The organism is Rhizobium oryzicola, from assembly GCF_030504645.1.
GTDB classification, from domain to species: domain Bacteria; phylum Pseudomonadota; class Alphaproteobacteria; order Rhizobiales; family Rhizobiaceae; genus Neorhizobium; species Neorhizobium oryzicola.
Map to the genome: position 1 here is coordinate 207473 of NZ_JAUKWQ010000002.1, position 24950 is coordinate 232422.

Sequence of the window (24950 nt, forward strand, 5' to 3'; positions counted from 1 at the left end):
CCACAAGGGGGGAGATCGACCCGCTGCGGCCTCTCAATCCCTCTCGGCCGGTATCAGATTCTGGCGACGCTTATTTTTTCGTAGAAGCGAGCGGTCAACGTTCCGCTGATCTCCCCCCTTGTGGGGGAGATGTCCGGCAGGACAGAGGGGGTAAGTTATTCCGACACCAGCACCGCAAAAGGCCATTCGGCAAACAGGGCCGAAAGCACCAGATCGCTCTCCTTGCCATATTGTTCATCGGAAATCACATTGCGGAAGTGCCGGGGACCGATGGCAGAGAGCGGCAGCACGGTCTCGTTCCAAAAATCCTTTGGCACCGGAAGGCCGGTCTTTTCGATGGTATCCAGCACCATGCGCGCGCCGATCACCACCAGACGCTTGCCATCCCATTCGCGGGCGAAGGCGACGATGTGATCGGCCTTAGGTCCGATTGCCTGCAGCGGCACATAATTGCCCTTGGCAAAGAGAGCCGGCAGGTCCTGCCGCAGCGACAGCACGGCCGCAATCATCGCCTGTTTCAGGCGGGCGCTTTTCCAGAATTCGGCTTCCACCACGGCTTCGCCGAAGAGATCTGCGATGAGTGTATCGAAATCGGGTTCGCGCCGGTTATCGGGATCGACCAGACTGAGATCGAAGCCTTCGCTGCCCTGGTAGATGTCGGGAATACCGGGCGCCGTCAGCTTGATCAGCGTCTGCGTCAGGCTGTTGACGGCACCGGCCTGGAAAACAGGCTGCATGGAGGCGGTAAAATCCTGCAGGAAAGTCGCGTTCGCCGGGTCCAGCAGGTGCGAGACATAGGCTTTTACGGCCTTCTCGTAATCCTCGTCACCGTCAGTCCAGGCGGTGCGCAGCTTGGCTTCGCGCAAAGCCTTTTCCGTATAGGCAAGCAGGCGCTCTTCCAGCGCCTTCAGCCCTTGCGGGTCGTCAATCGAGAGATCAACCGGCCAGACACCGACGAGAGCCTGATAGATCATCCATTCCACTTCGGGTTCCGGCGCTGCGCCCTTCTGGAGCGTCTGTACGGCAGCCCTGTTCATGTCCCGCCAGCGCCCGAAACTCTGCTGCCACAGATCAGGGGCTTCGCTGAGAGCATAGAGGCGCGCGCGCGCATCTTCGCCCCGTTTGGTGTCATGCGTGGAGGTGCCGGACAGGCCGTGTGGCTGGCGCTCCTGTCTGGTCTGCATCTCCCGGTGAAAGGCCTCGACGGAAAAGTCGCGCAACCCCGGTTCGCCACCCACCTCGTTCAGGGCGAGCAGCGGGTTGAGGCGGAAGAACAGCGTATCCTCCAGGGACTTTGCCATCAGCGGTCCGGTCAATTGCTGGAAGCGGGTGCGGAACAGCGCGGCCTTTTCATCGAATTGCTGATCGACATCGCCCATCAGGATCCGCGCCAGCAGCATCAGTGCCTGCTCATCCGGCGGCTCCGGGCTTTTGCGCGTCTCGTCCAGCACGTCCTTCAGGCGCTGGTGATCGTGCGGCTCCAGTCCCATGCGCGTGCCATAGGTGCGGTAGACCGGGAAGGCGATCAGAAGCTCGCGCAGGGCCCTGTGCAGCGCCTCCTTTGAGAGCGACATGGTGGCCGCATCACCCGCCGCCATCTCCTGTGCGAGCTTGAGGAGGGTGGAGACTTCGCCGGCAAAATTCACATCCGCCATCAGGCCCTTCGCCTTGCGGAATTCGGCTTTCGCATCGCTGACGCGTCCGGCCGAGGCATCATAAGCCTTGACCAGTTCGGCAGCTTTCACCGGATCGACAAAGAGTTCGGAGAGCGAGGCGATGAATTCGTAACCCGTTGTGCCCTGGATCGGCCAGTCAGAGGGCAGGTTCTCGCCATGGCCAAGGATCTTTTCGATCCAGATGTTCACATCCGGCCCGACCGCCTCGCGCAACCGCTTCAGGTAGCCGGCGGGATCGGCCAGCCCATCCACATGGTCGATACGCAGGCCATCGACGGCGCCGGAATGAACGAGCTCCAGAATGGTGCGGTGGGATTCCAGAAACACCTCCTCATCCTCCACACGCAGGCCAGCAAGGCCGGTGATTTCGAAGAAACGGCGATAGCTCAGGTCCTTGGGTGCATCGCGCCAGGAGGTGAGGCGATAGGTCTGCTGGTCGTGCAGTTCCCGCAGAAATGCGCGGTCGCGGGATTTCTGCGCCAGCATGTCCACGATGTCGCGCGCATCCGCCCGCGAGGCAAAGCTGCGCATGGTGTCGTGAAACGCCTCTTCCAGCTTGGGGCGGGCGGTGGCGGCAAACTCGGCCATCTCGCGTGCGAGCGTCGAGCCGATGCCGGACAGTGCAAAACCGTAACTGGATGGGTTGAGGGGGTAGTGGGTCTCGAAGTAAGCGAAGGCGAGGCAGCCTTGCTCCGGATCGAGGATCACGGATATGTCTCCCGCATCCACGACCTTGTCGAAATCATCACCCAGGAAGGGCAGGGTCAGGCGTCGCTTCCAGTCGACATCGAAAAAATGGCCGTAGCGGCTTGCCTTGCCCCATTCCACAATGCTCCGCCACCAGACATTTTCCAGCGCTGCCGCCATGTGGTTGGGCACGATGTCGAGGATCAGTCCCATCTCCGACTGCTTGAGCGTTGACGCCAGTCTTTCCAGACCTACGCGCCCGCCGAGCTCCGGCTCGATCTTGTTGGGATCGGCCACATCATAGCCATGGGTGGAGCCGGGTGCTGCGGTAAACACCGGCGAGGCATAGAGATGGCTGATGCCCAACCGCTTGAGATAGGGCACCAGATCGACTGCGCGGTCGAACGTCATGCCGTTGCGGAACTGAATGCGGTAGGTCGAGGTGGGCAGGGTCAAGCGGGCAGCCTCCGGCGCTCAAGGTGGGGAGCCCCATGAACGCCAGCGGAGGCTGCAAGTTCCGGGCGATTATCGTTCCGGATTGTCGGCATTCGCCATCGGGCTCGGGCGGCCGTCCTCGCCATCGGTATCCTGGCGCTGGTCCAGGTCTTCCAGATCGCTTTCGACGAGATAGGTATCGCCTCCGCCCAGCCGGGCTGCTTCCTTCACGGCATCCAGATTGGTCATGTCCATCTGCGCATGCAGCGCATCGTCCAGGCGTTCGCGATTGTCACCTTGGAAGCGGCGGCTTTCCTCGCTGCCGATCTTGTCGCTTCTGTCCATCTGGTCCTTGGTCGGGTCTTTGGCGGTCATGGTGTTCTCCTTTGACAGGACCTTGAAACCCCTGAGATGTGTTTCCGGTTCCGCAAGTCGCCTCGGAACCCCATCAGGGTCGATCTTGTTGATCCTGCGTGTTCAACCAAGGAGAACGAACATGCCGGCAAAATCCAAGGCACAGCAGAAGGCAGCGGGTGCAGCGCTGGCCGCCAAGCGCGGTGACATCAAGAAAGGTGAGCTGAAAGGTGCCTCGAAAAGCATGGAAAAATCCATGTCGGAGAAGGAGCTGCATGACATGGCTTCCACAGGCCGCAAAGGGAAACCCGAACATGCGGGCAACCGATGAGTTCCTCCGGAGCGAAAATTTTCCCTCGGAACCAGCTTGCAAGAGACGGCGTTGGGTCGCCGTCTCTCATTCTGTTTCGAGGTCATAGTTGATGTCATTGTTTCCCAGTCCGTCTTCAAAACCAGATCTTGAACCCCGCACCGGCAGCCCCAGCCCTCGCATGGGCCGCGATCAATTTCGCAAGCGTTTCATGACCCAGTTTCGCGACAAGGCGTTCGCGCCGCTCAGCGAAGAACTGGACCGGATCGCTGAGGCTGCCTGGGATGCCTACGAAAATTCTCGCAAGAGCCCGCTGACTCGCAAGGCAGGTCCCGGCTTTGCCGATCCCGATTACGACCTGTCCGAAGACTGGCTGGCGGCGCGCGATGCCATCCGCGAGGCGGGACTTCGCTATCGCGATCCATCCGGCCCTCTGCGCATGCTGCTCGTCAGTGCCTCCTCACGCAGCGAACACACCTGTCCGGGCGAGCTTTCCAAGAGCTATCGTATGGTGAAGATTGCCGAAGAGGCCATGAAACGACGCGGGGCGGAGGTGCGTGTTCTGGACCTCAGCCGTTTGGCCTCCGAATATGGACGGCAGATCCACCCCTGCAAGGCATGCTTTTCCACCGCTGCCGCGCTCTGCCACTGGCCCTGCTCCTGCTATCCCAACTATTCTCTGGGCCAGGTGCATGACTGGATGAACGAGATCTATCCGATGTGGGTGGAGGCGCATGGCGTGATGATCGTCACGCCCGTCAACTGGTATCAGGTGTCCTCGCCGTTGAAGCTGATGATGGACCGTCTGGTCTGCGCCGATGGCGGCAATCCCGATCCGACAAGCACGCATGGCAAGCACGCCAAGGATGCCAAGCAGCTGGAAATGCAGGGCTGGGATTACCCGCGCCATCTCGCCGACAGACATTTCTCGGTCATCGTGCATGGTGATGCGGAGGGTGCGGAAAATGTGCGCCGCAGCCTGTCCGACTGGTTGAAGTCGATGAAGCTTTTGCCTGCGGGACCGGCTGCCGAGGTTGATCGCTATATCGGCTATATGGAGCCGTATGCTACAAACCACAGCGCGTTCGACCGCGACAAGGCCATGCAGCAGGAGGTGCGCAATGCCGCCGAAACCCTGCTGGAGGCGGCCATTGCCAAACGTCTCGGGCAGATCACAGCCGCGGGGACGAACCTGCCGGACCCGCGACCGAAGTGATGAAGCTGCAGTGATCAGGCTGCCTGTGAGCTCTTGCCGTCGCGGCCTTCGTGGATGATCACCTCGAAGCCTTCGAATTGCGGGCTGGAGAGATATTCCACCTTACCGCGGCTTTCGCCGGCGCGGGCATGGGCGGCGCGAAATTGCTCCGATTTCGTCCAGGCGGTAAAATGCTCATGGCTTTCCCAGAGCGTGTGGGAGGCATAGAGCGTGTGGTCATCCAGCTTCGGACCGCGCAGCATATGGAATTCGATATAGCCGGGCACGGTGGAGAGATGGCGCTCCCGGCTTTTCCAAATGTCCTCGAATGCCTCTTCCGAACCATGGGCAATCTTGAAGCGGTTCATGGCGATATACATGGGTGACCTCCAAAACTTTCCTTCAGTGTTCAAGATATCGTTTTTACCTCGGCGGGTGAAGCCCCGTCACGTTTCGCCACCGCCGTCCGGCCTGGTGACGACGAAGAGACCGGAACCGCAGAGGATGGCGAGTACCAGCAGCGCCCGCCATAGAGGTGGCGAGGTGCCGAACACGAAGATCGTATAGCTCAGCGCCATCATCGCAACGGCCGCAATCTTTGCCTTGCGTGGAATGGAGCCGTTGCTGCGCCAGTTGCGAAGGGGAGGGCCGAAGCGCGGATGGGCCAGCAACCATGCCTCCAGCCGTGGCGAGGAGCGGGTGAAGCAGGCGAGCGCCAGCAGCAGAAACGGCGTGGTGGGCAGGAGCGGAAGAAATGCCCCCGCAATGCCCAGCGCCACGAACAACCACCCCAGGCTCAGGTATATCAAGCGCATTGATGCCTCATCGCTCTTTAAGCCGACACTGCATTGATCGACCCTTTGAGTTTGACCTTCATCGATCAACGAACTATCGTATCTGTATTACAAATGGAGGCAAAAAACATGTCGGAGCGTGAGCTGTCAGATCCGATCACCATGCGGCTTCCCTTGGATATCCTATCTGAAATCGAACAGATTGCTGAAATATGTGATCGCAGCCGAAGCTGGGTCTTCGTCCGCGCTCTTAAATCATATTTGGCCGCGGAAGGGCGTGAGATCATCGAACTTGCTCAGGCAAGAAGCGACATTGAAAACGGTCGGGGTCATGACCTTAACGACGTGATTGATGAAGTCGATGCAATCGTCAAGGGAGCCGCTGCTTGAAGGTCACGCTCTCGCCGAAAGCACGAGACTATGTGAGGCGGGAGGCGAAATACCTTTATTCTGGAAATCCCAGAGCAGCACAACAATTTGCTGATGACATCAAGCGCCTACGGCAGGGGCTTAGCCGCTTTCCGGAGATGGGAAAGTTCAACGACGAAATTCCGGTTCCTGGGGTTTTACGCTTTGTCATGGGAGCCTATCTCGTGGATTACGAGATCAGAGGCGACGAGATTTTGATTTTCGCTATCCGTCACGGCCGCGAACGTCCGCCCCGTGTCGAGATAGATGACGATTTCGATCTGGAAGATTGATCCTCCCTTAAAGCCCATTTCCTGTGGTTCGCGTGGTGGCTCCATTTTCCCGGACTGGCAATCGCCGCGACCGTCTTTATATTCCGAGCCAGTTGCAACGGAGTCGCGATTATCCATGTCGAAAAAGAAGGTCCTCGTTGTCGGCGGTGCCGGCTATATCGGTTCGCATACATCCCTTCTTCTGGCAGAGCGCGGCTATGAGCCCATCGTCTTCGATAACCTGTCGAACGGACATGCGGAATTCGTCAAATGGGGGCCGCTGGAACAGGGTGACATCCGCGACCGCAAGCGTCTGGACGAGGTCTTCGCCACCCACAAGCCGGATGCGGTGCTGCATTTTGCGGCGCTGATCGAGGTGGGTGAATCGGTGAAGAACCCGGTTGCCTTCTACGACAACAATGTCATCGGCGCGCTGACGCTGCTGTCCGCTGCCATGGATGCAGGTGTTCAGGCCTTCGTCTTCTCTTCCACCTGCGCGACCTATGGTCTGCCGGAGCGGGTGCCGATGGATGAGACGCATGGTCAGGCGCCGATCAACCCTTACGGCCGCACCAAATTCATCATCGAACAGGCGCTGAAGGATTACGGCACCTACAAGGGCCTGCGCTCGGTGATGCTGCGCTACTTCAACGCAGCTGGTGCCGATTTCGAGGGCCGCATCGGCGAGTGGCACACGCCGGAAACCCATGCCATTCCGCTGGCGATCGAGGCCGCACTCGGCCGCCGCCAGGGCTTCAAGGTGTTTGGCTCCGATTATGACACGCGCGACGGAACCTGCGTCCGCGACTATATCCACGTTCTCGATCTGGCCGATGCGCATGTGCGCGCCGTCGACTATCTGCTCAATGGCGGCGAGACGGTGGAACTCAACCTCGGCACCGGCACCGGCACGACGGTGAAGGAGCTTTTGAACGCGATTTCCGAAGTGTCCGGCAAGCCGTTCCCTGTGGAATATGTCGGCCGCCGCGATGGTGATTCCACGTCGCTTGTGGCCAACAACGACAAGGCCAAGGCCGTGCTCGGCTGGGAGCCGAAATATACGCTTGAGGATATCATCCGCTCGGCCTGGAGCTGGCATTCCAAGGCGAATTTTCATCTGCAATAACAAGAGGCAAGGCAGTCATGGCAGAGAGCGGCGTGAAGCTTGAAGAGAGCTGGAAGCAGGCGCTCGCGCCGCAGTTTGCCGATCCCTACATGGCGGAGCTTCGCCGCTTTTTGACGGCGGAGAAGGAGGCGGGCAAACGCATCTTTCCGAAAGGCAGCGAGTATTTTCGCGCGCTTGATCTGACGCCGATTTCGAACGTCAAGGTGGTCATCCTCGGCCAGGATCCGTATCACGGCGCGGGGCAGGCGCATGGGCTCTGCTTCAGCGTTCGGCCCGGTGTTCGTATTCCGCCTTCGCTCGTGAACATCTACAAGGAGATGCAGACGGATCTCGGCATTCCGCCCGCGCATCACGGCTTTCTGGAGCACTGGGCAAAGCAGGGTGTGCTGCTTCTGAACAGCGTGCTGACGGTGGAGGAGGGGCGCGCCGCCGCTCATCAGGGCCGCGGCTGGGAACGCTTCACTGACGCGGTCATCCGTGTTGTCAACGATGAGTGCCAGCATGTCGTGTTTATGCTCTGGGGCTCCTATGCGCAGAAGAAGGCGGCCTTCGTGGATCAGCGGCGGCATCTGGTGCTGAAGGCGCCGCATCCGTCACCGCTTTCCGCCCATAACGGCTTCTTCGGATCGCGGCATTTTTCCAAGGCCAATGCCTACCTCATTTCCAACGGTCGCGATCCCGTCGATTGGCAGCTGCCGGATAATCCCGGTCTCGATGCGTGAGCTGAAAAGACAGAAAACTGTGAACAATGCGTTTTGATTGTTCACTCTATGCGAGAGCGTCTGTTGTCGCCATCTTCCAGGTCATGAAAACGGCACGCGCATAGTTGCCGTGGAAGATTGAAAGGCTATCGCCATGCTCAAGCAGATCAAGGGCCTGCACCATGTTACTTCGATGGCTGCGAATGCCCGCACAAACAACAGGTTCTTCACCGATACGCTCGGTCTTCGCCGCGTGAAGCAGACGGTCAACTTCGATGCGCCTGACGTCTACCATCTCTATTACGGTGACGAGGTCGGCACGCCCGGTTCTGTCATGACCTATTTTCCCTTCCCACATATCGCCAAGGGCCGTCCTGGCACGGGCGAAGTCGGCACGACAGTCTTCTCCGTTCCTGAAGGTGCGATCAGCTATTGGGGCAACCGTCTCGCTGCCAAGGGCAGTCTGGAAATAAAGGTGGATGAGGCCTTTGGTGAAAAGCGCCTGAACTTCTTCGGTCCTGATGGTGATGGTTTCGCGCTGGTCGAGGTGAAGGATGATGCCCGCGCGCCCTGGACCGGCAATGGTGTCGATACCGATCACGCGATCCGTGGCTTCCACTCGGCCTCGATGCGCCTGCGTGATGAAGGTGCCACGGCAGAGCTTCTGAAGTTCATGGGTTACGAGGAAGTCGACCGCGCCGATGGTGTCGTGCGGCTTGGCATTCCAAGTGGCAATGGTGCCGATTTTATCGACATTGAAACCATGCCGAACATTTCCCGGGCGCAGCTCGGCGCTGGCTCCGTGCATCATCTGGCCTTTGCCGTCGAGAACCGCGAAAAGCAACTGGAAGTGCGTGAAGCGCTGATGGATACGGGCTATCAGGTTACGCCGATCATCGACCGTGATTACTTCTGGGCCATCTACTTCCGCACGCCGGGTGGCGTACTGTTCGAGATCGCCACCAATGAACCGGGCTTTGATCGCGATGAGGACACTGCGCATCTCGGCGAAAGCCTGAAGCTGCCCAGCCAGCATGCGCATCTGCGCTCCTATCTTGAGCAGCATCTGGAAAAGCTGGAAGGCTGATCGGATCCTCACCCTAACCGGCGAGAGGACTCATTCAAAAGTTGCGTGGCCACTGGGGGCCGCGCCCCAATAAGCCTCTCGTACAGTGGGCTGATCCCCAGCAGCCGAATTGATATTTTAGCTGACACTAAATGTTTAGCATTGACTAAATATTTAGTGTCGGCTATCTCTTTGGCATGATCCATCTGCAATCCATCAATGACGTCATGAAAGCGCTTGCCGACCCCACACGGCGAGCCGTTTTCGAGCGTATTGCAAGCGGCGGCGAAATCACGGTTGCCGACTTGACGCGTGGAAGCGGCGTCACGAAAGGCGCTATCTCGCAGCATCTGAAGACGTTGAAGCAGGCAGGTCTGGTCAGTGAAAGACCGCAAGGCCGCAATGTCTATTATCGCGCGGAGCCTGCCGGCCTGGCACCTCTGGCGGACTGGATGAGCCATTACGACCTCTATTGGCGCCAACGTTTCACAGTCCTCAGGGATGTTCTTAAGGAGATAGACCCATGACGGATGATCTGGCGACAGCGGAGACCCGGAGCATTGTAGTTGAGGAGGTTTTTCCTCATTCACCGCAGGTCATCTGGAGAGCGCTCACCGACGGAAATCTGATCGCGCGCTTCCTGATGCTACCTACGAATTTCGCGCCAATGGTCGGCACGCGCTTCACCTTCCAGACAAAACCCGCGGGTGCCTGGGACGGCACGATCCACTGCGAAGTGCTCGAAGTCGTCGACTGTCAGCGCTTTTCATTCTCCTGGAAGGGCGGCGATGATCGCAATGTCGGCTACGGCTCCCGCCTCGATACGGTCGTTACCTGGAGTCTGTCGCCAACGGCAGGTGGCACACGGCTGCGCCTCGTTCATTCTGGCTTTGAGCTTCCGAGAAATGAAACCGCTTACGCGAACATGAGCGGCGGTTGGACCAAGGTGGTGCCCGGCATTGCGCCATTGCTGCATGAGATTGGCGAGCCGGACAAAATCAAGGAGTAGGTTGATGAGCATTCCTTATACGGGCGGCTGCGCGTGCGGCGCTCTTCGTTACTCTGTCGCTGGTGAGCCCGTCGCCATGGTGGATTGCCAATGCCGGCAGTGCCAGCGTGAAAGCGGAACGGGCCATCAATCACATCTGGTCTTTCAGGCCTCCGAGGTCAAAACCCACGGCGATGCTACGGAGTGGCAGATGACGGGCGATGGCGGAACGGTGAAGCGTCGCGCCTTCTGCCCCGTTTGCGGGTCACCCGTGTCCATGATGTTTCCGGCCATGCCGGACATCTTTATCATCCGTGCGGCCAGCCTCGATGAGCCTGCACGCTATGCGCCGACCATGGTGACCTGGACGGATGCGGCTCAGCCCTGGGATCACATTGATGCGACCCTGGTTCAGTTCCGCCGCATGCCGGTACCTTGATCAAGGCCTCCTCCACAACGGGGTCCGTCGCTCTTGAATGACCAGGGACCTTCGCCGATAGTCTCGCTCAACTGCGTCGCATCTGGAGTTGGTTCGTGAGCAAACAGGTCTTCAATCCGCCCTCTGTCCGAAAGCCGTTCGGACATTACAATCACGGACTACTGGTGCCGCCGGGCGCATCGCTGCTGGTGACTTCCGGCCAGCTCGGTATCGCGCCTGATGATACCATTCCGCCCGATGTTACCGGCCAGGCGGAACTCTGCTTCGAGGCGATCAAGGCCATCCTCGCCGAAGCGGACATGACTTTTGCCGATGTCATCCGCATTTCCGGCTTCGTGACGAAGCGCGAGGATTTTGCCGCCTATATGGCGGTGCGCGATCGCTACACGCTGGAGCCCAAGCCGGTTTCCACGCTGATTGTCGTCGGCGGGTTCACAAGGCCTGAATTCCTTGTGGAGGTGGAGGTGACGGCAGCGAAGGTGGTGTGAGGCGGGGCTCATTCCAAGCCCTGCACCGTGTTTGGAACCACCACCCTCTGGCCTGTCGGCCATCTCCCCCACAAGGCGGAGATCGACTCGTCGCACCGCCCGGGCAATCCTCCACAATTGATACAGACGGTCAGGTCGGCGGCCCTCGCACAGAGTTTGCGAGTGAGCGAACGGGGAGCCATTCTGCCGATCTCCCCCCTTGTGGGGGAGATGTCCGGCAGGACAGAGGGGGTAATCTACGCGAGGCAATTGGTGGTCAGGTGAGGGGGGCTCAGCCCTCATCCGGCAGCCAGCTCTTCAGTGCCCGCAGCATGGAAGTCTTCTTGAATATATGCTCGTCCATCCGCGCCAGCAGGTGGTCAAGCACTTCTACCGCTTCCGCTACGGCGGGGCCCTTGTTCAGCATCACGCATTCGGCGCGGGCCGCCATGGCGGCATCTGTCATCTCGCCGCGCGAGGGAAGGCCGTTCTTCACGAGATCCTCCAGCACCTGCGTGGCCCAGATCGTCGGCACCGAGGCTGCCTCGCAGATCCAGAGAATTTCCTCCTGCATCTCGGCCACACGTTCGAAACCGAGTTCGGCCGCCAGGTCGCCGCGCGCGATCATCACGCCAAAGGGGCGCTGATAGCGGAAGGCGGTGGCGATGAGGGCCGGCAAATTGTGGACCGCTTCCGGGTGCTCGATCTTGGCGACCAGACCAAGCGGCTTTTCGCGCGCCGGGGCAGAAGCCAGCGCCGTTTCCAGAAGATCGATATCCTGCGGGCGGCTGACGAAGGAATAGCCAATCATATCGGCGCATTCCACAACCGTTGCCAGATCGGCCTCATCCTTGGCGGTCAACGGTGACAGGCCGAGGGATGTGTCGGGTAGGTTCAAACCCTTTTCCGGCTTCAGCTTGGCGCCGCCTGCCCTGGCCCGGTTGACTCGGACCACCGCTTCATTCCGCGAAAGGCCCTCGACAATGCCTTCCAGCTTGCCGTCATCATAGCGAATGCGGTCGCCGATCGAGAGGCGGGTCACAATTTCCGGTACAGAGACAGAGGCGCAGGCCTGCACGTCATCGGTCAATTCCGGCTCGGCATCGGTCACCAGCCGGAAGAGGTCACCGACATGCAGCTTGATCTTGGCAGGCAAGACCGTTTCAGTCCGGATCTTCGGGCCGGCAATATCCATCAGCACAGGGATCTCGCGGCCCACCTCCTGCGCCGCCTTGCGCACATGGTCCGCCATGGAAAGCCAGGCGTCACGGTCATCATGGGCGCAGTTGATGCGGGCGACGTTCATGCCGCGCTGCGTGAGTTCCAGAATGAAGTCCGGATCATCGGCCGCTTCGCTTGGCAGCGTTACCATGATGCGGCCGCGACGATTGGCTGGCGAGGGGCCAAGCAGCTCTGCGGCTGCCATGTCCAGCAGCGCTTCACCCTGGAAGAAGGCTTCTTCTGTGGGGCGAGGATAGGGCTTCTCGGCGCCGGCGTTGGGCGCAAGGCTTGCCAGCACGGCATCGAGCCCTGCTTGAACGCGGCTTTCAATGCGGCCGAGGGAGGAGAAGCCAAGTGCCATCAGTCGGCGCTGCAGCGGTCTTACGTCGCGGGATCGCAGGGCAAGGTAGCGCGCCAGATTCTCGATCTTATTGCGATCGTCGTCGCTGAGGCTGGCCCCCTGGATCAAGCCTGACAGTGTTTCCTGCGCCTCGCGCTCCACGGTATCACGCAACGTGCGCAGTTCGTCCATCAGTCTTGAAAGTGCGGCCTGTTCGCTTTGGGGGGCTGTTTGCAACATGGTACTCTCCCGTTAAGTCCGAGCTAGAGTGCGGCGCGGACTTAACGGGTAGATGACAGGGATCGTCGGGGATTTGACGATGCGCAAGCTGCTTGAGGACTAATAGCCGCAGGCGTGCAGTTGTTTTTCGTAACGGGCGGCCATGCTAGCGGAACGTTGCGCGGCAGCGCGGATGGCGGAGGTGAATTGGCCCCGCGCATAGCCTTTGTGGCCGGCGTAATAGGCGAGATAAAGGCGGTAGCCGTCATTCAGTGCGATGCCGTTCTGGCGGTTGCTCTTGTTATGGAACCAGGCGACGAAATGGATGGAATCGCCGAAATCGGTGCGGCTTGCGCCCCAGCGCCCGGTTTCCCGCTTGTACACGGCCCAGGTGCCGTCCAGCGCCTGCGCATAGCCATAGGCTGTCGAAAGTCGCTTCCAGGGGATGAAGCCAAGAATGTAAGTGCGGCGCGGCTTGGCATAGGCGCGGAAACCGGATTCGGTATAGATCGTCGCCATCAATACGGGAACGGGCACGCCATATTGGCGCGAGGCATGGCGGGCTTCACGCGCCCAGTTGTTGAACAGCCCGTCACGCTGCGCAAAGATGGCGCAGGCATTGTCAATTCTGCTGGGCGTGCTCGCGCAGCCTACAAGAAAAAGAAGGGCGATGAAAAACGCATAACGCATCGCACGATCACTCTGTTTGGCCAGAGCTTACGCGTAAGAATTAATGAAACCTTTAATGAATGGTGGCCGATCCACTGTCCGGTGTGGAAATGAGCACGTTGCGCAGGATGACGCCAAGCGCCGTGCTGGCGGCGATGCATCCGAGCGCCGGGCAGAGATCCATGCCGATGGCGGTTATGCTCACCGTCAGCAGGCTGGATGCCGGCAGTGCGAAACGGCCAGGGCCATGGGCTGCAACGCGGTCGCGCACGAACCACAGCGCGGCAAGATAGAGCGCGACGGGGATGGCAACGGAGGCTTCGGCGAGGAATTGCGGAAGATGCGATGCCTTGGTGGTCACATCCACCACGACCCCGAAACCTGCACCGGTCGCTGCGCCAGAAGCAAAAATCAGAAAATGGCCGTAACCCCATAGCAGCGTGTGCCGCAGCCCGGGCCGGTTAAGGTGCCGTTCATCGCCGAAATAGGACCACCAGAGCGAAAAGACGATGACCAGCGAAAACAGCGCCGTCAGCGCAAGTGTGGCGTTGAAACCTGTGGCGATGTCGCGCAAGGCGGTGGAGCCGGATAGTAGCGTTTCGCCGAGCACGATCAGGTTCAGCAATCCATAGCGCTCGACGATGTGATGGCGGTGCCAGGGGGTGTTGCTGCTCAACGGTTCGGCAACCGCCGGAACCAGAAGCTCCAGAACCACGCCGACCAGGAAAAGGCCGTAGCCGAGATTTTCGCCGATCGGCTGGATGGCGAGAAGCGTGATCCAGTAAATCTGCGTCAGGAAGATGCCGGCTGCGTAGGCCAGCGCCGTTCTCCGCCGGGCGATATCATGGGCCGCCGCGCGCAGCCACAGCGTAATCATGCCGACCCGCATGATCGAATAGCCGAAGATGACGAGGGTGAAATTGGGAAAGTCGCCAATCACGTTCGGGATGCCAGCCGCTATGACCAGAGCGCCCGCCATCAGAAGCATGATCAGCAGGCGATAGGCGGGATCGTCGTTATCATAGGCGGATGCGAACCATGTGAAATTCATCCAGGCCCACCAGATCGCGAAGAAGGCCATCAGAAAGGTGATGATCCCTCCCGCCGCGTGGCCTGCCGCAACCGCGTGATGCAGGCCGGCAGCTGCCGAGGCAATGGCAATCACCGTCACCAGATCGAACAGCAGTTCCAGCGGTGTCGAAACGCGGTGGTGTTCGTGCGGGTCGCGCGGGTGAAGCGGACGGAGAAACCGCGCCTGAAGGGTCGTCTTGAGAGCCAAACCTATCTCCTTTGCAAACCGCTCCCTTTCTTTGCAAAGAATTTATTGTCAGCACAAGCGCCCGTGCTACGGTCACGCCATTACGGCTCGCCCACGTCGTCCGGAACTTGTGATGCGAGGGGTGAATATTTTATTGCATGCCGCGGGAGCCCAGAATGGCAAAGCGCAGTTTTTCGTTTCCCGCAGCTCAACAGCGGTCGCGCGCGCTGGGGGAAATTCACTCTCGCCCCTATACACTGGTGTCGCTGCCGCGGGTGATTTTCCAGCTTGCTTTTCTGACGGAAGCCGATTTTGCTGCGGATCAAGCAATTCTGGCGGATCTGTCGCTGGGGCAGGGTGTGCCGGCGCCGGCACCCGATACCAATCACCATACGATGAACTGGGGCAGTGGGACGCTGCGCTGGGAACGGCACACGGAATTCTCAACCTATTTCTGGGACAGTCCCGCACCGACGACATTTGGTGCCGATATTCCCTTCAATCCATTCGGAGCAAGCTTCAAGGCGCCAGGCCCCTTTATCTCGGGGGTGCGGATCGAGATTCGCCCTGACGACGCCTCGGTCGAGGACGTTCTTGTCCATTTCGATGCGACCAGTCTTTGCCGCAGCATCGTGGCGGATGGGCAGGCCACTGTCATTACGGATTTCCGGCAGGATGGTGATGGGCTGACCAAATTCCTCATTCTCGACCGGGGGATCAGTGACGGTGCCCGCGGTGCGCTCGTCCAGCGCCTGCTTGATATCGAAACCTATCGGACACTCGCGATGATGGGGCTGCCGCTTGCCCAGACTCTCTCTCCGGAAATCCGCCAGATCGAAAATGGCCTGACCACCATCACACAGCGCATGAGGCAGCACGCCCGCCGGGATGCTGATGCCATGCTGACGGAGATCACGCATCTGGCTGCCGAGCTGGAGGCGAATGCCGCGCTCAGCCTCTATCGCTTCGGGGCCAGTCGCGCCTATTACAATATCGTGCTGGAGCGCGTTGCCACGCTTTCAGAAAAGGCCGTCGGCGGCAACGAGACACTTGGCGGCTTCCTGCAGCGACGCTTAGCGCCCGCCATGCGGACATGCCAATCGGTGGAGGAGCGTCAGGCGAATCTATCCCGCAAATTGGCGCGCGCGACATCCCTTCTGCGCAGCTGGATTGATGTTGATCTGCAGAAGTTCAATACGGAGCTTTTGCATTCGATGAATCAGAGGGCGCAATTGCAGCTTCGCTTGCAACAGACGGTGGAAGGTCTCTCAGTTGCGGCAATTTCCTATTATGTGATCGGACTGATCGGCCATCTTGCCGAGTTGGGGCATGAGGCCGGTCTGGTGCTTCCGGCTGAAAGTCTGACTGGTGCGGCCGTTCCGCTGGTTGTTCTGGCTGTCTGGTGGACGGTAAGCCGCATCCGCAAGCGCCATGAGGACCACGACGGGACCCACGGTGCCTGACGCCGACACAGGAAGCGGTCAGAACGCTTCCATGCGGTGCTTTACCTTGGCGAGGAAGGCTGCGCGCGTCTCCTCCGTGCAGTTGTTCATGTCGTAGTGGGCCAGGAATTCCACCGGCGCGCCGATCTTGATCTGCACGCGGATCACCCGCTTGATGATCTTCTTGGGCGGATTTCCGGCCAGAAATGCACGCATCGGCGTCGCGCCATAGGTCACCACTGCCGACAGCTTCTGGATATGGCGCAGCGTCGGCGTCAGCTTGCCGTCTTTCAGCGCGAAGGAGACGCCGGGCAGCCAGACCCGGTCGAAATAGCCCTTCAGCATGGCCGGAAAACCAAAATTCCAGATCGGTGTGCAGATGACCAGCGCCTCAGCCGCCATCAGGCGATCCACATGGCTTTTTACGGGGCCGAGATTGTCCGGGTAATCATGATAGATGCGGCGCTCGTCGGCCGTCAGAACCGGGTTGAAGCCTTCCGCGTAGAGGTCGCAGCCATCGACCTCGTGACCGGCTTTTTTCAGGCTTTCGCAGGTCTGGCGATAGAGCGCCTTGCCATAGCTTTCTTCGACGGGGTGGGAGTGAAGGACGAGCACGCGCATATAGTCAAAGCTCCAAATCGTTGCCCACCGTTTGCCGATGGGGTTCAGTTCAAAACTTCCGCGCCGTTTGTCCCAACCGCTTTACCCTGCGCCGCCAATCCGAGGGTTTGAAGCTGCCATGTGTTTGATTGCATGAGCCGGTTCACCCGGCCGGGAGTACCTTCGGAATGGATGTGGTGGCGGTTTCAATTTTCGTGCTTTCGACTGGCTCCGTCAGGCCCTTTTTCTTTCCGTCATCCTCGGGCTTGACCCGAGGATCCATCACCTTTGTATTGTCGGCGATGTTGATGGATGGTCGGGTCAAGCCCGACCATGACGCCGAGAAAGGGGCGATTATTCCCCCGCTTCGGCAAAGGCCTGCAAGCCGGGAAAGAGGTAATTCTTGCCCGCCTTGAAATCGAAATCGGGATTGTCCCAGGCAATCATCTTGCCGGGGTTCAGCAGGCCCTGGGGGTCGGTCTCCTTCTTGAAGGAAAGCTGAACTTCATCCGTCTGCTTCATGCCGCCTTCTTCCAGCGTATAGCGGTGCGGGTTGAAGATCGGGCAGCCATTGTCCTCGTGGATGCGGATGATTTCTTCCAGCCGCTCCTTCGTGGTGTAGCGCACCAGCGGCAGGCCGGAGCACTGCATGCGGCCATCGAACTTCAGGAATTCCAGATGGCCCGGCACTTCGTCGCCAAAGATCTGCACCATCTTGCCGACCTTCCCCACATGGTCCGGGCTCGGATACTGCACCTGCAGATAGGTGAAGGTGGGGTCCACCTTCAGCGCGCGCAGCGTCGTATGGTTCCAGCAGAGTTCATAGGCATGCGGAATGCCCTTCATGCTTTCCACCTTGTCGGAGCGGAACAGCAGTTCGCCCTTCATGCGCTCCGTCAGGGCCGTGAAGGCATCGATGGAGTGGGGCGCGACCATGACAACCACAATCGACTGGCCGCGATGGCGGATGAACGGCTTGTGGCGCGGGAAGTAATCATACGGGATCGGTGCTGCGATCGGCGCTACTTCCTTCAGCAGCAGGCCGTTCTTATGCGCCAGCGTATCGGCGAAGCGAACCGCATCCATGTAGTCGTCATAGCCGACCAGCACATCCACCCAGTCGTAAGCTGGTGCGAGCGGCATTTCCACTTCGGTGATGATGCCATTGGTGCCATAGGCATGGGTTACCTTCTGCAGGTCCCAGGCGGTCAGGTCGAGAACGCGGGGTTCGGCTTCCATGGTGACGACGCGGAGCCGCAGGATGTTGCCAAGGTCGCGAAGACCGCCCCAATGGATCGAGCCGACGCCGCCGGAGCCGCCGGCGATGAAGCCGCCAATGGTGGCCGTCTGGGCCGTCGAGGGGTGGAAGCGCAGTTCCTGGCCGGAATGGGCCTTGGTCTGCTTATCGAGTTCGGAAATCACAATGCCGGGCTCGCAGATGACGCGGCCGGGATGGATCTCCTTCACCTTGTTCATGTTGATGAGGTTCAACACGATCCCACCGGACAGCGGCATGGCCTGGCCGTAATTGCCAGTGCCGGCGCCGCGCGGCGTGATCGGCACGCCATGGGCGAAGGCCACTTTCAGCGTGCGGATGACCTCTTCCTCGGACTTCGGCGAGACGACGAGATCGGCCGTCACATTGTCCAGCTCGGCTTTGAGGATCGGCGAATACCAATAGAAGTCCCGGCTTTTCTGGCGCACCAGGGCCGGATTGTCCTCCACGGCGATGCCCTCCAGATCCTTCTTGATTTGCGCGTAATCGGCCATGGCACTCACTTCGTCATGATTGGGTCAAGGTCGCGGTAATCCGGCAGGCGGCGGTCGATGCCCATGCCATTCCGCATCACGATGCGGTCCGCCTGCGGACGGGAAAGGAATTCGCTCCAGCGACGCGCGCTGAACAGGATGAGATCGGCGGGTAAGCCCGCCTTGATGCGCCCGATATCCGGACGTCCCAGAATATCCGCAGGCGTGGTGGTGACGACGCGGGCGGCGTCCGTCAAAGGGTGATCGAGGTGCAGGATGCGCACGGATTCGCGAAACACTTCCACGCCATCCAGATCGCCATAGGCATAGAAGGGGTCGCGGGTGTTGTCGGAGGCGACGGCCGTCTTCACGCCAGCAGCCGCGAGTTCATGGAACAAAGTGACGCCACGCCAGCGCGGCGTGCGGCCCGCATGACGATCCTGAAGATACATGTTGCACATGGGCAGCGACACGACGGAGAGACCGGCCTTCGCCACGAGGTCTATCGTCTGCTTGGCAAGATCATCGTCCTGACGCGCCAGCGAGCAGCAGTGCCCGACGGTGACGGCGCCTTCAAAGCTGGTCTTCAGCTTGATTTCGGCAATGGTCTTGAGGGTGAGGACCTGTTTGTCCTCGGTCTCGTCCACATGAAGGTCCACATCGAGGCCATTGTCGCTGGCCGCCTTGAACAGGGTTTCAAGGATCAGTTCGAAATCCGGCAGGATGCGGGTGGCACCCCCAAGCAGCCCGCCATGCTGTTTGGTGACCGATACGATATCGCCGAAGACGGTTTCATCCAGCACCAGATCCAGCGGCAACAGCGAAACCGCTTGCAGCTCAATCTTGTCCTTCCAGGCCTCGCGAACTTCAGCGAAAACCTCATAGGAAATCCGGTGCTGCGGCACAGGGCTATCGAGATGCGTGCGGATCAGCTTGGTGCCGTGCGCATAGGCTGACTTCAGCGAGAATTCCATGCGGGCGCGCACGTCATCGGCAGACCAGTTGGCGGCCCGGTCGGCGCCGACATTTTCCAGCGCACCGATGAAGCTGCCATCCGGGTTGGAGCGGCGTTCCCAGATATGGCCCTTGTCCAGATGGGTGTGCATGTCCACCGTGCAGGGCCAGACCATGCCGTCGCGCAGATCGACGCGCGGAAGGGCCGCTGGTGCCGTGCCGGGTGCCAGGATGCTCTCGACCTTGCCCTCGGCGATCACCAGATCGGCGGAGAACAGACCTTCCTTGGCCGGTGCCGTAAAACCCTCCACGGTGACGGCAGACAGCGTGGCATTGGCCAGCACGAAATGAGGGGCGTTGGGCAGGTCGCAGAAGCTCATCAGTTTTCTCGTTTCAGGCTGCTCTCATGCCAGCGATGCAGGCTGAGCCAGGCGATGAAGGATGTGATGCCGAAGATGACAACCCCGAGCAGCGACAACAGGATCAGCGCTGCAAACAGGCGGGGAATGTTCAGCCGGTATTGGGCTTCCAGTAGGCGAAAGGCGAGGCCGGAACCGGCACCGGCAGAGCCCGCCGCAAATTCCGCCACCACCGCGGCAATCAGCGACAAACCGCCGCCGATGCGAAGGCCGGTCATAAAGTAAGGAAGCGAAGCGGGAAGCTTCAGGTAGATCAGCGTCTGCCAGCGGGATGCGCCATAGAGATCGAACAGGTTCAACAGGTTATGATCGACGCTCTTCAGCCCCTGCACCATGTTGGACAGAATAGGGAAGAAAGCGACGAGGAAGGCGCAGATCAACAACGCCACCTGCGTCGTCGGCGCATAGATCAGGATCAGCGGGGCGATTGCCACGATCGGCGTGACCTGCAGAATGACCGCGATGGGATAAAAGGCCGTCTCGATCCATTTCGACTGGATGAGGAAGATGGCGATGCCGACACCGCCGACCAGCGCCAAGGCCAGCGCCGCCATGGTGATCTGCGTGGTCACCCAAAGCGCAGGCGCCAGCGTGCCCCAGTCCTTCACCAGCGAGGCGCCGACGGCGGCGGGGCCGGGCAGGATATATTGCGGCACGCCGGTCGCGGTAATCAGGATCTGCCAGAGCAGGATGAGCGCTACGACAACCGCGATCGGGATCAGGATGCGCAGCATGGTGTCGCGATGGCGCTGGGTGAGGGAAGGGGATGCGGCGTTGCTCATCAATGCATCTCCATGGCGGCGGCTTCGGGACCGCCAATCGCTTCCAGAAGGGAGGCGGACACCTTTTCGCAGGCGGCGCGATACTCTTCCGATGTGCGATAAAGCGGCCCGCGCTCCAGGCTTGTCTGAAGCGGGAAATCCGCATGGACGCGGCCGGGCCGTGCTTTCATGACCACGATGCGGTTGGACAAATAGGCGCTTTCGAAGACGGAATGGGTGACGAAGATGACGGTAATGCCGGTCTCGCGCCACAGCCGCAGCACGTCGTCGTTCAGCTTCTGGCGGGTGATTTCGTCGAGTGCCGCAAAGGGCTCGTCCATCAGAAGCAGCTTCGGTTTGGTCACCAGCGCGCGGGCAATCGAGACGCGCATCTTCATGCCGCCCGAGAGCTCGCGCGGATAGGCCTTGGCGAAATCCTTCAGGCCCACCGTTTCCAGCGCGGCCGTGATCGCATCGGAAGCATCTGCCTTGGATACGCCTTTCAGGCGCAGCGGCAGGTAGACATTGCCGAACACCGTCTGCCAGGGCATCAGCGTCGGCTCCTGGAAGACGAAGGAGATATCGCCGTCGGGTAAGCCCTTGGAGTTGATACGGGAACTCGGCCAGTCGATCGAGCCTGTCGTGACGTCGCCAAGCCCCGAGATGATCCTGAGCGCTGTGGACTTGCCGCAGCCGGAGGGGCCGAGCAGGCTCACGAACTCGCCACCCTCCACGGTCAGCGACATATCCGATAGCGCCAGCGTGCCGCTGGAGAAGCTCTTGGAAACATTGCGCATCGTCACAAGCGGGCGCTTGTGCGTTGTGCTGGGTGGTGGCTCTTGCGATTGCAAATCTGTCATTCCGTCACGCGATCAAGGGGCGGGCATTCGGCACTTTCTTGGATACGAAGAGGGTATAGGTACCCCCCTCTGTCCAGCCAGACATCTCCCCCACAAGGGGGGAGATCAGTTGCGGGAACCATCCTCTTCCCGTCTCATGCTGAGTTTGAGGAAACGGTTCTCTCGATAAGTCACGTGCCCCAAGTGCCAAGGCTGCAGGACTCTGAGGCGCTTGCCTCTTGCTGATCTCCCCCCTTGTGGGGGAGATGTCCGGCAGGACAGAGGGGGGCGATGTACTACTCTCAGTTTACTTCTTCAGCGCCATGCCGACGCCCTTGCAGACGAACTTGGTGGAATAGGCCTTCTTGTAATCGAGATCCTTCGGTTCCACGCCGATCGCCACGACGGCGTCGAAGAAGGACTTGTAGCGCTCGTCCGTGATGCAGCCGATGCCCTTGGTCAGCGCATCGCCGGATTCCAGAATGCCGTACTCCTTCATCTTGGCGATGGAATAGGCGATCTGGCCATCCGTCATTTCCGGATTGTCCTTCTTGATCAGGTCGTTGGCGGCCTTGTTGTCGCCGTAGAGATACTTGTACCAGCCCTCGATGGTGGCATCGACGAAGCGCTGAACGACCTCCGGCTTGGTGTCGATCATCTTCTGCGTGGTGGTGATCATCGTGGAATAGGGGTTGTAGCCGGCATCTGCCAGCAGGAAGACTTTCGGTGTCCAGCCGGCCTGCTTGCCGATTTCATAGGGCTCGGAGGTCAGGTAGCCCTGCTGGGCAGAGGCCTTGTCGGCGATGAAGGGGGCCGGATTGAAGGTGTAGGGCTTGTACTGGTCTTCCTTGAAGCCCTTGAAGTTCTTCTTCATCCACTCGAAGTAGGTGGTGTAGCCTTCCTTACCCATGAAGATGGTCTTCAGCTTGGCGAGGTCCTCGAACTTCTCGACACCGGCATCCGGATGTGCCAGCAGGACCTGCGGGTCCTTCTGGAAGATCGAGGCAACCGAGATCAGCGGGATGCCTTCCTTGACGGCATCCATGTCACCCAGCGGGCCGCCCATGTAGAAGTCCACCTTGCCGGCGATCAGCAGCGCGCGGTTGGCGGCGTTCGGGCCGCCCTGCACGATCTTCACCTTCAGGCCGTATTTCTCATAGGTGCCGTCGGCAACGGCCTGGTAGAAACCGCCATGCTCCGCCTGGGCCAGCCAGTTCGTGCCGTAGGACACTTCATCGAGGGCGAGCGCCTGGCCGTTGGCGGCAAGGCCCGCCGCCATGGCCATCGCGGCGAGATAGGTCTTTGTTTTCCGCAGCTTGATCATCCCACTGTTCCCTTGTTTTGTTTGTCGTTCAGTCGGTTGTGCCCAACTGTATTGCTCCATTTCAGCCATCGCATTCGCGCTTTGAAAAGCATCAAAATTCGTGCGCATTGATGCCTTTATGGCAGCGCTTGATTGGTATATGCACAAATTGTGCTGCATGATCATTTTTAAGGCAATGGGTCTGCCATGCTTCATTCGAGAAAACTGCAATACATTGACGAAATTGCCCGCTGCGGTTCCATCCGCAAAGCGGCGGCAAAGCTCAATGTCGCGTCCTCCGCCATCAACCGGCAGATCCTGGCGCTGGAGGAGGAGTTGGGCGCGCCGATCTTCGAGCGCCTGCCGCGAGGCTTGAGGCTGACAGCGGCAGGCGAGCTTTGCATCGAACATATTCGCGATGTGCTGAAGGCCTATGACAAGCTTGAAACGCGGGTGCGCGGGCTGAAGATGCCGCAGGTGGGACGCGTGTCACTGGTCTCCACCGTGGGTCTTGCGGCAGGGCCCCTGCCGGAGATCGTGGCGCGCTTTTCGGAAGCGCATCCACGCATGCGCATCCAGCTTGCGATCGATGGGGCGACGACGACCATGAACCCGGTGCTCTCAGGTGAAGTGGATATCGGCATCGGCTTCAACATCCCGGCAACACCGGGCCTGCGCACGCTCGCAAGCTTCGACGTACCGATCGGCGTCGTGCTGCCGCCGGATCATCCGCTGGCACGCGAGGCGGGGCCGGTCGACCTTGCCAAGGTGGCGCAGGAGCCCCTGGTTCTGGCGCAGCCAGGCATGAGCCTGCGCACGCAGATCAATCTCATTCTTGCGCCGCTACCCGTCTCCGTCGAGCCGCTGGTGGAGACGGGCGCGCCGGAAACGCTGCGGCATCTAGTGAAGCGCGGCATGGGCCTGACTTTCCTCAACCCGCTCGACGTGATCGAGGAATGCCGGCGCGGGGAGCTGATCTTTCGGCCGCTTGCCGAGGGCCAGCGGCGGCACCAGTCGATGAAGATCTTTGCCCGCGCACGCGCCACGCTGGACACGGCCACCAGCCTGTTTGTTGAATTCCTGATGACCGAGTTTTCGGGTCTGGTGGCGGAACTGCAGCTCAAAGGGCATGCGCCGTCGCAATCGCAGGCGGCTGAGGTCAAGTCGTGAGAAGGATAGTGATCCTGTGTCTGCTGATTGAAGGTGCCGCGCCCTCGGCTTTCGGTCGCGACCTTCCGGCAGATGTTGACGCATTCGTCGCCATGCGGGAGCAATGCGATCACTTCCGCTCCGAGCCCGGTGGCGATGCCAGCCGAGATCGCGAGATCGCAAAAGCGCTACGGACCTACTGCCGTGGCACGGATGCGGAGTTGAAGTCCCTCAAGCAGAAGTATCGCAAAGGCCCATCGGCCGTGCGCGCCCTTCTCGACGGCTTCGATGATCAGATCGAATAGATCTAGCCCTGATAGAGATTGCTGAGCGGATAGCGCTTCAGATCCTGCAGAAGCTCGATGAAGCCCGCGACCTGGTGGCGGCAGATCACGGCGCCCTTTTCGGCGGTGCCCTTGGATGCATCGCCGACCACGCCGGCGGGATTCAGGTCGTGCGCAATCCAGGCAAGCGAATGGGGCGGCAGCGGCTGCAGGTATTGAGAGTTGGCCTTCATCCATTCCGCCTTGGACGTGAAGTTTTCCGCTCTGTCCATGCGCACCAGTTCGGGGCGGAAATGCAGCATCAGCGATGTCTCGACTTCGCCGCCGTGAATCCCAAACGCCTGTTCATGCGGGCTGATCAATCCATCAGGGCTGCCGAAGCGGGCCCATTGTGTCGATACGACAGCCATGTTGAAGCGGACGCGAATTTCGCGCGCGACGATGTTCATCACGTCAAGATTGCCGCCATGCGAATTGACCATAACCATCTTGCGGACACCGGCTTCCGCCACCTTGCCACCAATTGCCGTCCAGGCGGGGATGAGAATATCGGCGCCGAGCGACAGCGTGCCGGGGCCGTAGATGTGTTCGTTGGCCTTACCGATTTCCTGGGTCGGCAGAACCAGAATGTCGAGATCGGCGGGGCGCTGGCGCTTCAGCTCCGCCAGCATGCCATTGGCAATCGCCACATCGGTGGCAACGGGCAAATGCGGGCCATGCTGCTCCGTGGAGGCCAGCGGCAGGATCGCGATCGTATCATCCGGTGAAAGCGACGCGAAATCATGCGTGTTGAGTTCGTTCCAGTAAAACGGCTTCCCCATGGCA

At 60.1% G+C, this 24950-nt stretch carries 28 protein-coding genes; 14 read left to right on the forward strand and 14 right to left on the reverse strand.

What is annotated here, in order from left to right:
• Positions 1-155: 155 nt before the first annotated feature.
• Positions 156-2819, reverse strand: a complete 2664-nt coding sequence (treY, locus tag Q2T52_RS08310; RefSeq protein WP_302076241.1) for a malto-oligosyltrehalose synthase — start codon at positions 2817-2819, stop codon at positions 156-158.
• A gap of 69 nt (positions 2820-2888) precedes the next feature.
• The gene (locus Q2T52_RS08315; protein WP_302076242.1) at positions 2889-3173 is read right to left on the reverse strand and encodes a hypothetical protein; all 285 of its coding nucleotides are present in this window, start codon (positions 3171-3173) and stop codon (positions 2889-2891) included.
• 121 nt (positions 3174-3294) lie between these two features.
• Between Q2T52_RS08315 and Q2T52_RS08320 the strand changes: the two genes are divergently transcribed.
• Positions 3295-3483: a DUF3008 family protein gene (locus Q2T52_RS08320; RefSeq protein WP_302076243.1), complete on the forward strand. Its 189-nt coding sequence runs from the start codon at positions 3295-3297 to the stop codon at positions 3481-3483.
• A 91-nt stretch (positions 3484-3574) separates the two neighbouring features.
• The gene (locus tag Q2T52_RS08325) at positions 3575-4678 is read left to right on the forward strand and encodes a flavodoxin family protein (RefSeq protein ID WP_302076244.1); all 1104 of its coding nucleotides are present in this window, start codon (positions 3575-3577) and stop codon (positions 4676-4678) included.
• 14 nt (positions 4679-4692) lie between these two features.
• Here the strand turns inward: Q2T52_RS08325 and hmuQ are convergent, their stop codons facing one another.
• Both hmuQ and Q2T52_RS08335 read right to left on the reverse strand, forming a co-directional pair.
• Entirely contained in the window at positions 4693-5037 is a 345-nt protein-coding gene (hmuQ, locus tag Q2T52_RS08330) for a heme-degrading protein HmuQ (protein WP_302076245.1), read from the reverse strand.
• Between the two features lie 66 nt (positions 5038-5103).
• A complete protein-coding gene (locus tag Q2T52_RS08335; protein WP_302076246.1) occupies positions 5104-5472 on the reverse strand; it encodes a YbaN family protein in 369 nt (122 codons plus the stop codon).
• A 108-nt stretch (positions 5473-5580) separates the two neighbouring features.
• Here Q2T52_RS08335 and Q2T52_RS08340 point away from each other — a divergent pair, with 108 nt between their 5' ends.
• From Q2T52_RS08340 to Q2T52_RS08380, 9 genes are all read left to right on the forward strand, one after another.
• On the forward strand, positions 5581-5841 hold the full coding sequence (locus tag Q2T52_RS08340) for a CopG family ribbon-helix-helix protein (RefSeq protein WP_302076247.1): 261 nt from the start codon (positions 5581-5583) through the stop codon (positions 5839-5841).
• Positions 5838-6152 (forward strand): type II toxin-antitoxin system RelE/ParE family toxin, encoded by a 315-nt coding sequence (locus tag Q2T52_RS08345; RefSeq protein ID WP_302076248.1) that lies wholly within the window; start codon positions 5838-5840, stop codon positions 6150-6152. The genes Q2T52_RS08340 and Q2T52_RS08345 overlap by 4 nt, the downstream gene beginning before the upstream one ends.
• Positions 6153-6267: 115 nt before the next feature.
• Positions 6268-7257, forward strand: coding sequence for a UDP-glucose 4-epimerase GalE (gene galE / locus Q2T52_RS08350; protein WP_302076249.1), 990 nt, complete (start codon positions 6268-6270; stop codon positions 7255-7257).
• A gap of 17 nt (positions 7258-7274) precedes the next feature.
• Complete coding sequence (ung, locus tag Q2T52_RS08355; RefSeq protein WP_302076250.1) at positions 7275-7979, forward strand: uracil-DNA glycosylase; 705 nt, start codon at positions 7275-7277, stop codon at positions 7977-7979.
• Between the two features lie 133 nt (positions 7980-8112).
• Positions 8113-9045 carry a ring-cleaving dioxygenase gene (locus tag Q2T52_RS08360; RefSeq protein WP_302076251.1) on the forward strand — a complete coding sequence of 311 codons (933 nt, stop codon included), beginning with the start codon at positions 8113-8115 and terminating at the stop codon, positions 9043-9045.
• 176 nt (positions 9046-9221) lie between these two features.
• Positions 9222-9551, forward strand: a complete 330-nt coding sequence (locus Q2T52_RS08365) for an ArsR/SmtB family transcription factor (RefSeq protein ID WP_302076252.1) — start codon at positions 9222-9224, stop codon at positions 9549-9551.
• A complete protein-coding gene (locus tag Q2T52_RS08370; RefSeq protein WP_302076253.1) occupies positions 9548-10033 on the forward strand; it encodes an SRPBCC family protein in 486 nt (161 codons plus the stop codon). The genes Q2T52_RS08365 and Q2T52_RS08370 overlap by 4 nt, the downstream gene beginning before the upstream one ends.
• A gap of 4 nt (positions 10034-10037) precedes the next feature.
• Complete coding sequence (locus tag Q2T52_RS08375; RefSeq protein WP_302076254.1) at positions 10038-10451, forward strand: GFA family protein; 414 nt, start codon at positions 10038-10040, stop codon at positions 10449-10451.
• A gap of 95 nt (positions 10452-10546) precedes the next feature.
• Positions 10547-10939 (forward strand): RidA family protein, encoded by a 393-nt coding sequence (locus Q2T52_RS08380; RefSeq protein WP_302076255.1) that lies wholly within the window; start codon positions 10547-10549, stop codon positions 10937-10939.
• 271 nt (positions 10940-11210) lie between these two features.
• Here Q2T52_RS08380 and Q2T52_RS08385 read toward each other — a convergent pair whose 3' ends face one another.
• The 3 genes from Q2T52_RS08385 to Q2T52_RS08395 all read right to left on the reverse strand — a co-directional run bounded on the left by Q2T52_RS08385 (position 11211) and on the right by Q2T52_RS08395 (position 14646).
• Entirely contained in the window at positions 11211-12719 is a 1509-nt protein-coding gene (locus tag Q2T52_RS08385) for a pyruvate kinase (RefSeq protein ID WP_302076256.1), read from the reverse strand.
• Between the two features lie 99 nt (positions 12720-12818).
• The gene (locus Q2T52_RS08390) at positions 12819-13388 is read right to left on the reverse strand and encodes a transglycosylase SLT domain-containing protein (RefSeq protein ID WP_302076257.1); all 570 of its coding nucleotides are present in this window, start codon (positions 13386-13388) and stop codon (positions 12819-12821) included.
• 52 nt (positions 13389-13440) lie between these two features.
• Positions 13441-14646, reverse strand: coding sequence for a low temperature requirement protein A (locus tag Q2T52_RS08395; protein ID WP_302076258.1), 1206 nt, complete (start codon positions 14644-14646; stop codon positions 13441-13443).
• Positions 14647-14801: 155 nt separating this feature from the next.
• Between Q2T52_RS08395 and Q2T52_RS08400 the strand changes: the two genes are divergently transcribed.
• The gene (locus Q2T52_RS08400) at positions 14802-16088 is read left to right on the forward strand and encodes a DUF3422 family protein (protein ID WP_302076259.1); all 1287 of its coding nucleotides are present in this window, start codon (positions 14802-14804) and stop codon (positions 16086-16088) included.
• An 18-nt stretch (positions 16089-16106) separates the two neighbouring features.
• On the opposite strand, the gene Q2T52_RS08405 is transcribed toward Q2T52_RS08400, so the two are convergent.
• The 6 genes from Q2T52_RS08405 to Q2T52_RS08430 all read right to left on the reverse strand — a co-directional run bounded on the left by Q2T52_RS08405 (position 16107) and on the right by Q2T52_RS08430 (position 22713).
• On the reverse strand, positions 16107-16688 hold the full coding sequence (locus Q2T52_RS08405; RefSeq protein WP_302076260.1) for an NAD(P)H-dependent oxidoreductase: 582 nt from the start codon (positions 16686-16688) through the stop codon (positions 16107-16109).
• A 333-nt stretch (positions 16689-17021) separates the two neighbouring features.
• The gene (locus Q2T52_RS08410; RefSeq protein ID WP_302076261.1) at positions 17022-18437 is read right to left on the reverse strand and encodes an FAD-binding oxidoreductase; all 1416 of its coding nucleotides are present in this window, start codon (positions 18435-18437) and stop codon (positions 17022-17024) included.
• A gap of 5 nt (positions 18438-18442) precedes the next feature.
• Positions 18443-19750, reverse strand: coding sequence for a cytosine deaminase (locus Q2T52_RS08415; protein ID WP_302076262.1), 1308 nt, complete (start codon positions 19748-19750; stop codon positions 18443-18445).
• Positions 19750-20571 carry an ABC transporter permease gene (locus Q2T52_RS08420; protein WP_302076263.1) on the reverse strand — a complete coding sequence of 274 codons (822 nt, stop codon included), beginning with the start codon at positions 20569-20571 and terminating at the stop codon, positions 19750-19752. The genes Q2T52_RS08415 and Q2T52_RS08420 overlap by 1 nt, the downstream gene beginning before the upstream one ends.
• Positions 20571-21410 (reverse strand): ABC transporter ATP-binding protein, encoded by an 840-nt coding sequence (locus tag Q2T52_RS08425; RefSeq protein WP_302076264.1) that lies wholly within the window; start codon positions 21408-21410, stop codon positions 20571-20573. The genes Q2T52_RS08420 and Q2T52_RS08425 overlap by 1 nt, the downstream gene beginning before the upstream one ends.
• Positions 21411-21696: 286 nt before the next feature.
• A complete protein-coding gene (locus tag Q2T52_RS08430; RefSeq protein ID WP_302076265.1) occupies positions 21697-22713 on the reverse strand; it encodes an ABC transporter substrate-binding protein in 1017 nt (338 codons plus the stop codon).
• Between the two features lie 186 nt (positions 22714-22899).
• On the opposite strand from Q2T52_RS08430, the gene Q2T52_RS08435 reads away from it, so the two are divergent.
• A complete protein-coding gene (locus Q2T52_RS08435) occupies positions 22900-23862 on the forward strand; it encodes a LysR family transcriptional regulator (protein WP_302076266.1) in 963 nt (320 codons plus the stop codon).
• 8 nt (positions 23863-23870) lie between these two features.
• Positions 23871-24146 (forward strand): hypothetical protein, encoded by a 276-nt coding sequence (locus Q2T52_RS08440; RefSeq protein WP_302076267.1) that lies wholly within the window; start codon positions 23871-23873, stop codon positions 24144-24146.
• Positions 24147-24148: 2 nt separating this feature from the next.
• Here the strand turns inward: Q2T52_RS08440 and Q2T52_RS08445 are convergent, their stop codons facing one another.
• Positions 24149-24946 (reverse strand): creatininase family protein, encoded by a 798-nt coding sequence (locus tag Q2T52_RS08445; protein WP_302076268.1) that lies wholly within the window; start codon positions 24944-24946, stop codon positions 24149-24151.
• Positions 24947-24950 lie beyond the last annotated feature (4 nt).

Coding starts and splice junctions, on each gene's coding strand:
- Q2T52_RS08315 (WP_302076242.1), bottom strand. CDS start 3,173: ATGACCGCCAAAGACCCGACCAAGGACCAGATGGACAGAAGCGACAAG.
- Q2T52_RS08320 (WP_302076243.1), top strand. CDS start 3,295: ATGCCGGCAAAATCCAAGGCACAGCAGAAGGCAGCGGGTGCAGCGCTG.
- Q2T52_RS08325 (WP_302076244.1), top strand. CDS start 3,575: ATGTCATTGTTTCCCAGTCCGTCTTCAAAACCAGATCTTGAACCCCGC.
- hmuQ (WP_302076245.1), bottom strand. CDS start 5,037: ATGTATATCGCCATGAACCGCTTCAAGATTGCCCATGGTTCGGAAGAG.
- Q2T52_RS08335 (WP_302076246.1), bottom strand. CDS start 5,472: ATGCGCTTGATATACCTGAGCCTGGGGTGGTTGTTCGTGGCGCTGGGC.
- Q2T52_RS08340 (WP_302076247.1), top strand. CDS start 5,581: ATGTCGGAGCGTGAGCTGTCAGATCCGATCACCATGCGGCTTCCCTTG.
- galE (WP_302076249.1), top strand. CDS start 6,268: ATGTCGAAAAAGAAGGTCCTCGTTGTCGGCGGTGCCGGCTATATCGGT.
- ung (WP_302076250.1), top strand. CDS start 7,275: ATGGCAGAGAGCGGCGTGAAGCTTGAAGAGAGCTGGAAGCAGGCGCTC.
- Q2T52_RS08360 (WP_302076251.1), top strand. CDS start 8,113: ATGCTCAAGCAGATCAAGGGCCTGCACCATGTTACTTCGATGGCTGCG.
- Q2T52_RS08365 (WP_302076252.1), top strand. CDS start 9,222: ATGATCCATCTGCAATCCATCAATGACGTCATGAAAGCGCTTGCCGAC.
- Q2T52_RS08370 (WP_302076253.1), top strand. CDS start 9,548: ATGACGGATGATCTGGCGACAGCGGAGACCCGGAGCATTGTAGTTGAG.
- Q2T52_RS08375 (WP_302076254.1), top strand. CDS start 10,038: ATGAGCATTCCTTATACGGGCGGCTGCGCGTGCGGCGCTCTTCGTTAC.
- Q2T52_RS08385 (WP_302076256.1), bottom strand. CDS start 12,719: ATGTTGCAAACAGCCCCCCAAAGCGAACAGGCCGCACTTTCAAGACTG.
- Q2T52_RS08390 (WP_302076257.1), bottom strand. CDS start 13,388: ATGCGTTATGCGTTTTTCATCGCCCTTCTTTTTCTTGTAGGCTGCGCG.
- Q2T52_RS08400 (WP_302076259.1), top strand. CDS start 14,802: ATGGCAAAGCGCAGTTTTTCGTTTCCCGCAGCTCAACAGCGGTCGCGC.
- Q2T52_RS08405 (WP_302076260.1), bottom strand. CDS start 16,688: ATGCGCGTGCTCGTCCTTCACTCCCACCCCGTCGAAGAAAGCTATGGC.
- Q2T52_RS08410 (WP_302076261.1), bottom strand. CDS start 18,437: ATGGCCGATTACGCGCAAATCAAGAAGGATCTGGAGGGCATCGCCGTG.
- Q2T52_RS08415 (WP_302076262.1), bottom strand. CDS start 19,750: ATGAGCTTCTGCGACCTGCCCAACGCCCCTCATTTCGTGCTGGCCAAT.
- Q2T52_RS08420 (WP_302076263.1), bottom strand. CDS start 20,571: ATGAGCAACGCCGCATCCCCTTCCCTCACCCAGCGCCATCGCGACACC.
- Q2T52_RS08425 (WP_302076264.1), bottom strand. CDS start 21,410: ATGACAGATTTGCAATCGCAAGAGCCACCACCCAGCACAACGCACAAG.
- Q2T52_RS08430 (WP_302076265.1), bottom strand. CDS start 22,713: ATGATCAAGCTGCGGAAAACAAAGACCTATCTCGCCGCGATGGCCATG.
- Q2T52_RS08435 (WP_302076266.1), top strand. CDS start 22,900: ATGCTTCATTCGAGAAAACTGCAATACATTGACGAAATTGCCCGCTGC.
- Q2T52_RS08445 (WP_302076268.1), bottom strand. CDS start 24,946: ATGGGGAAGCCGTTTTACTGGAACGAACTCAACACGCATGATTTCGCG.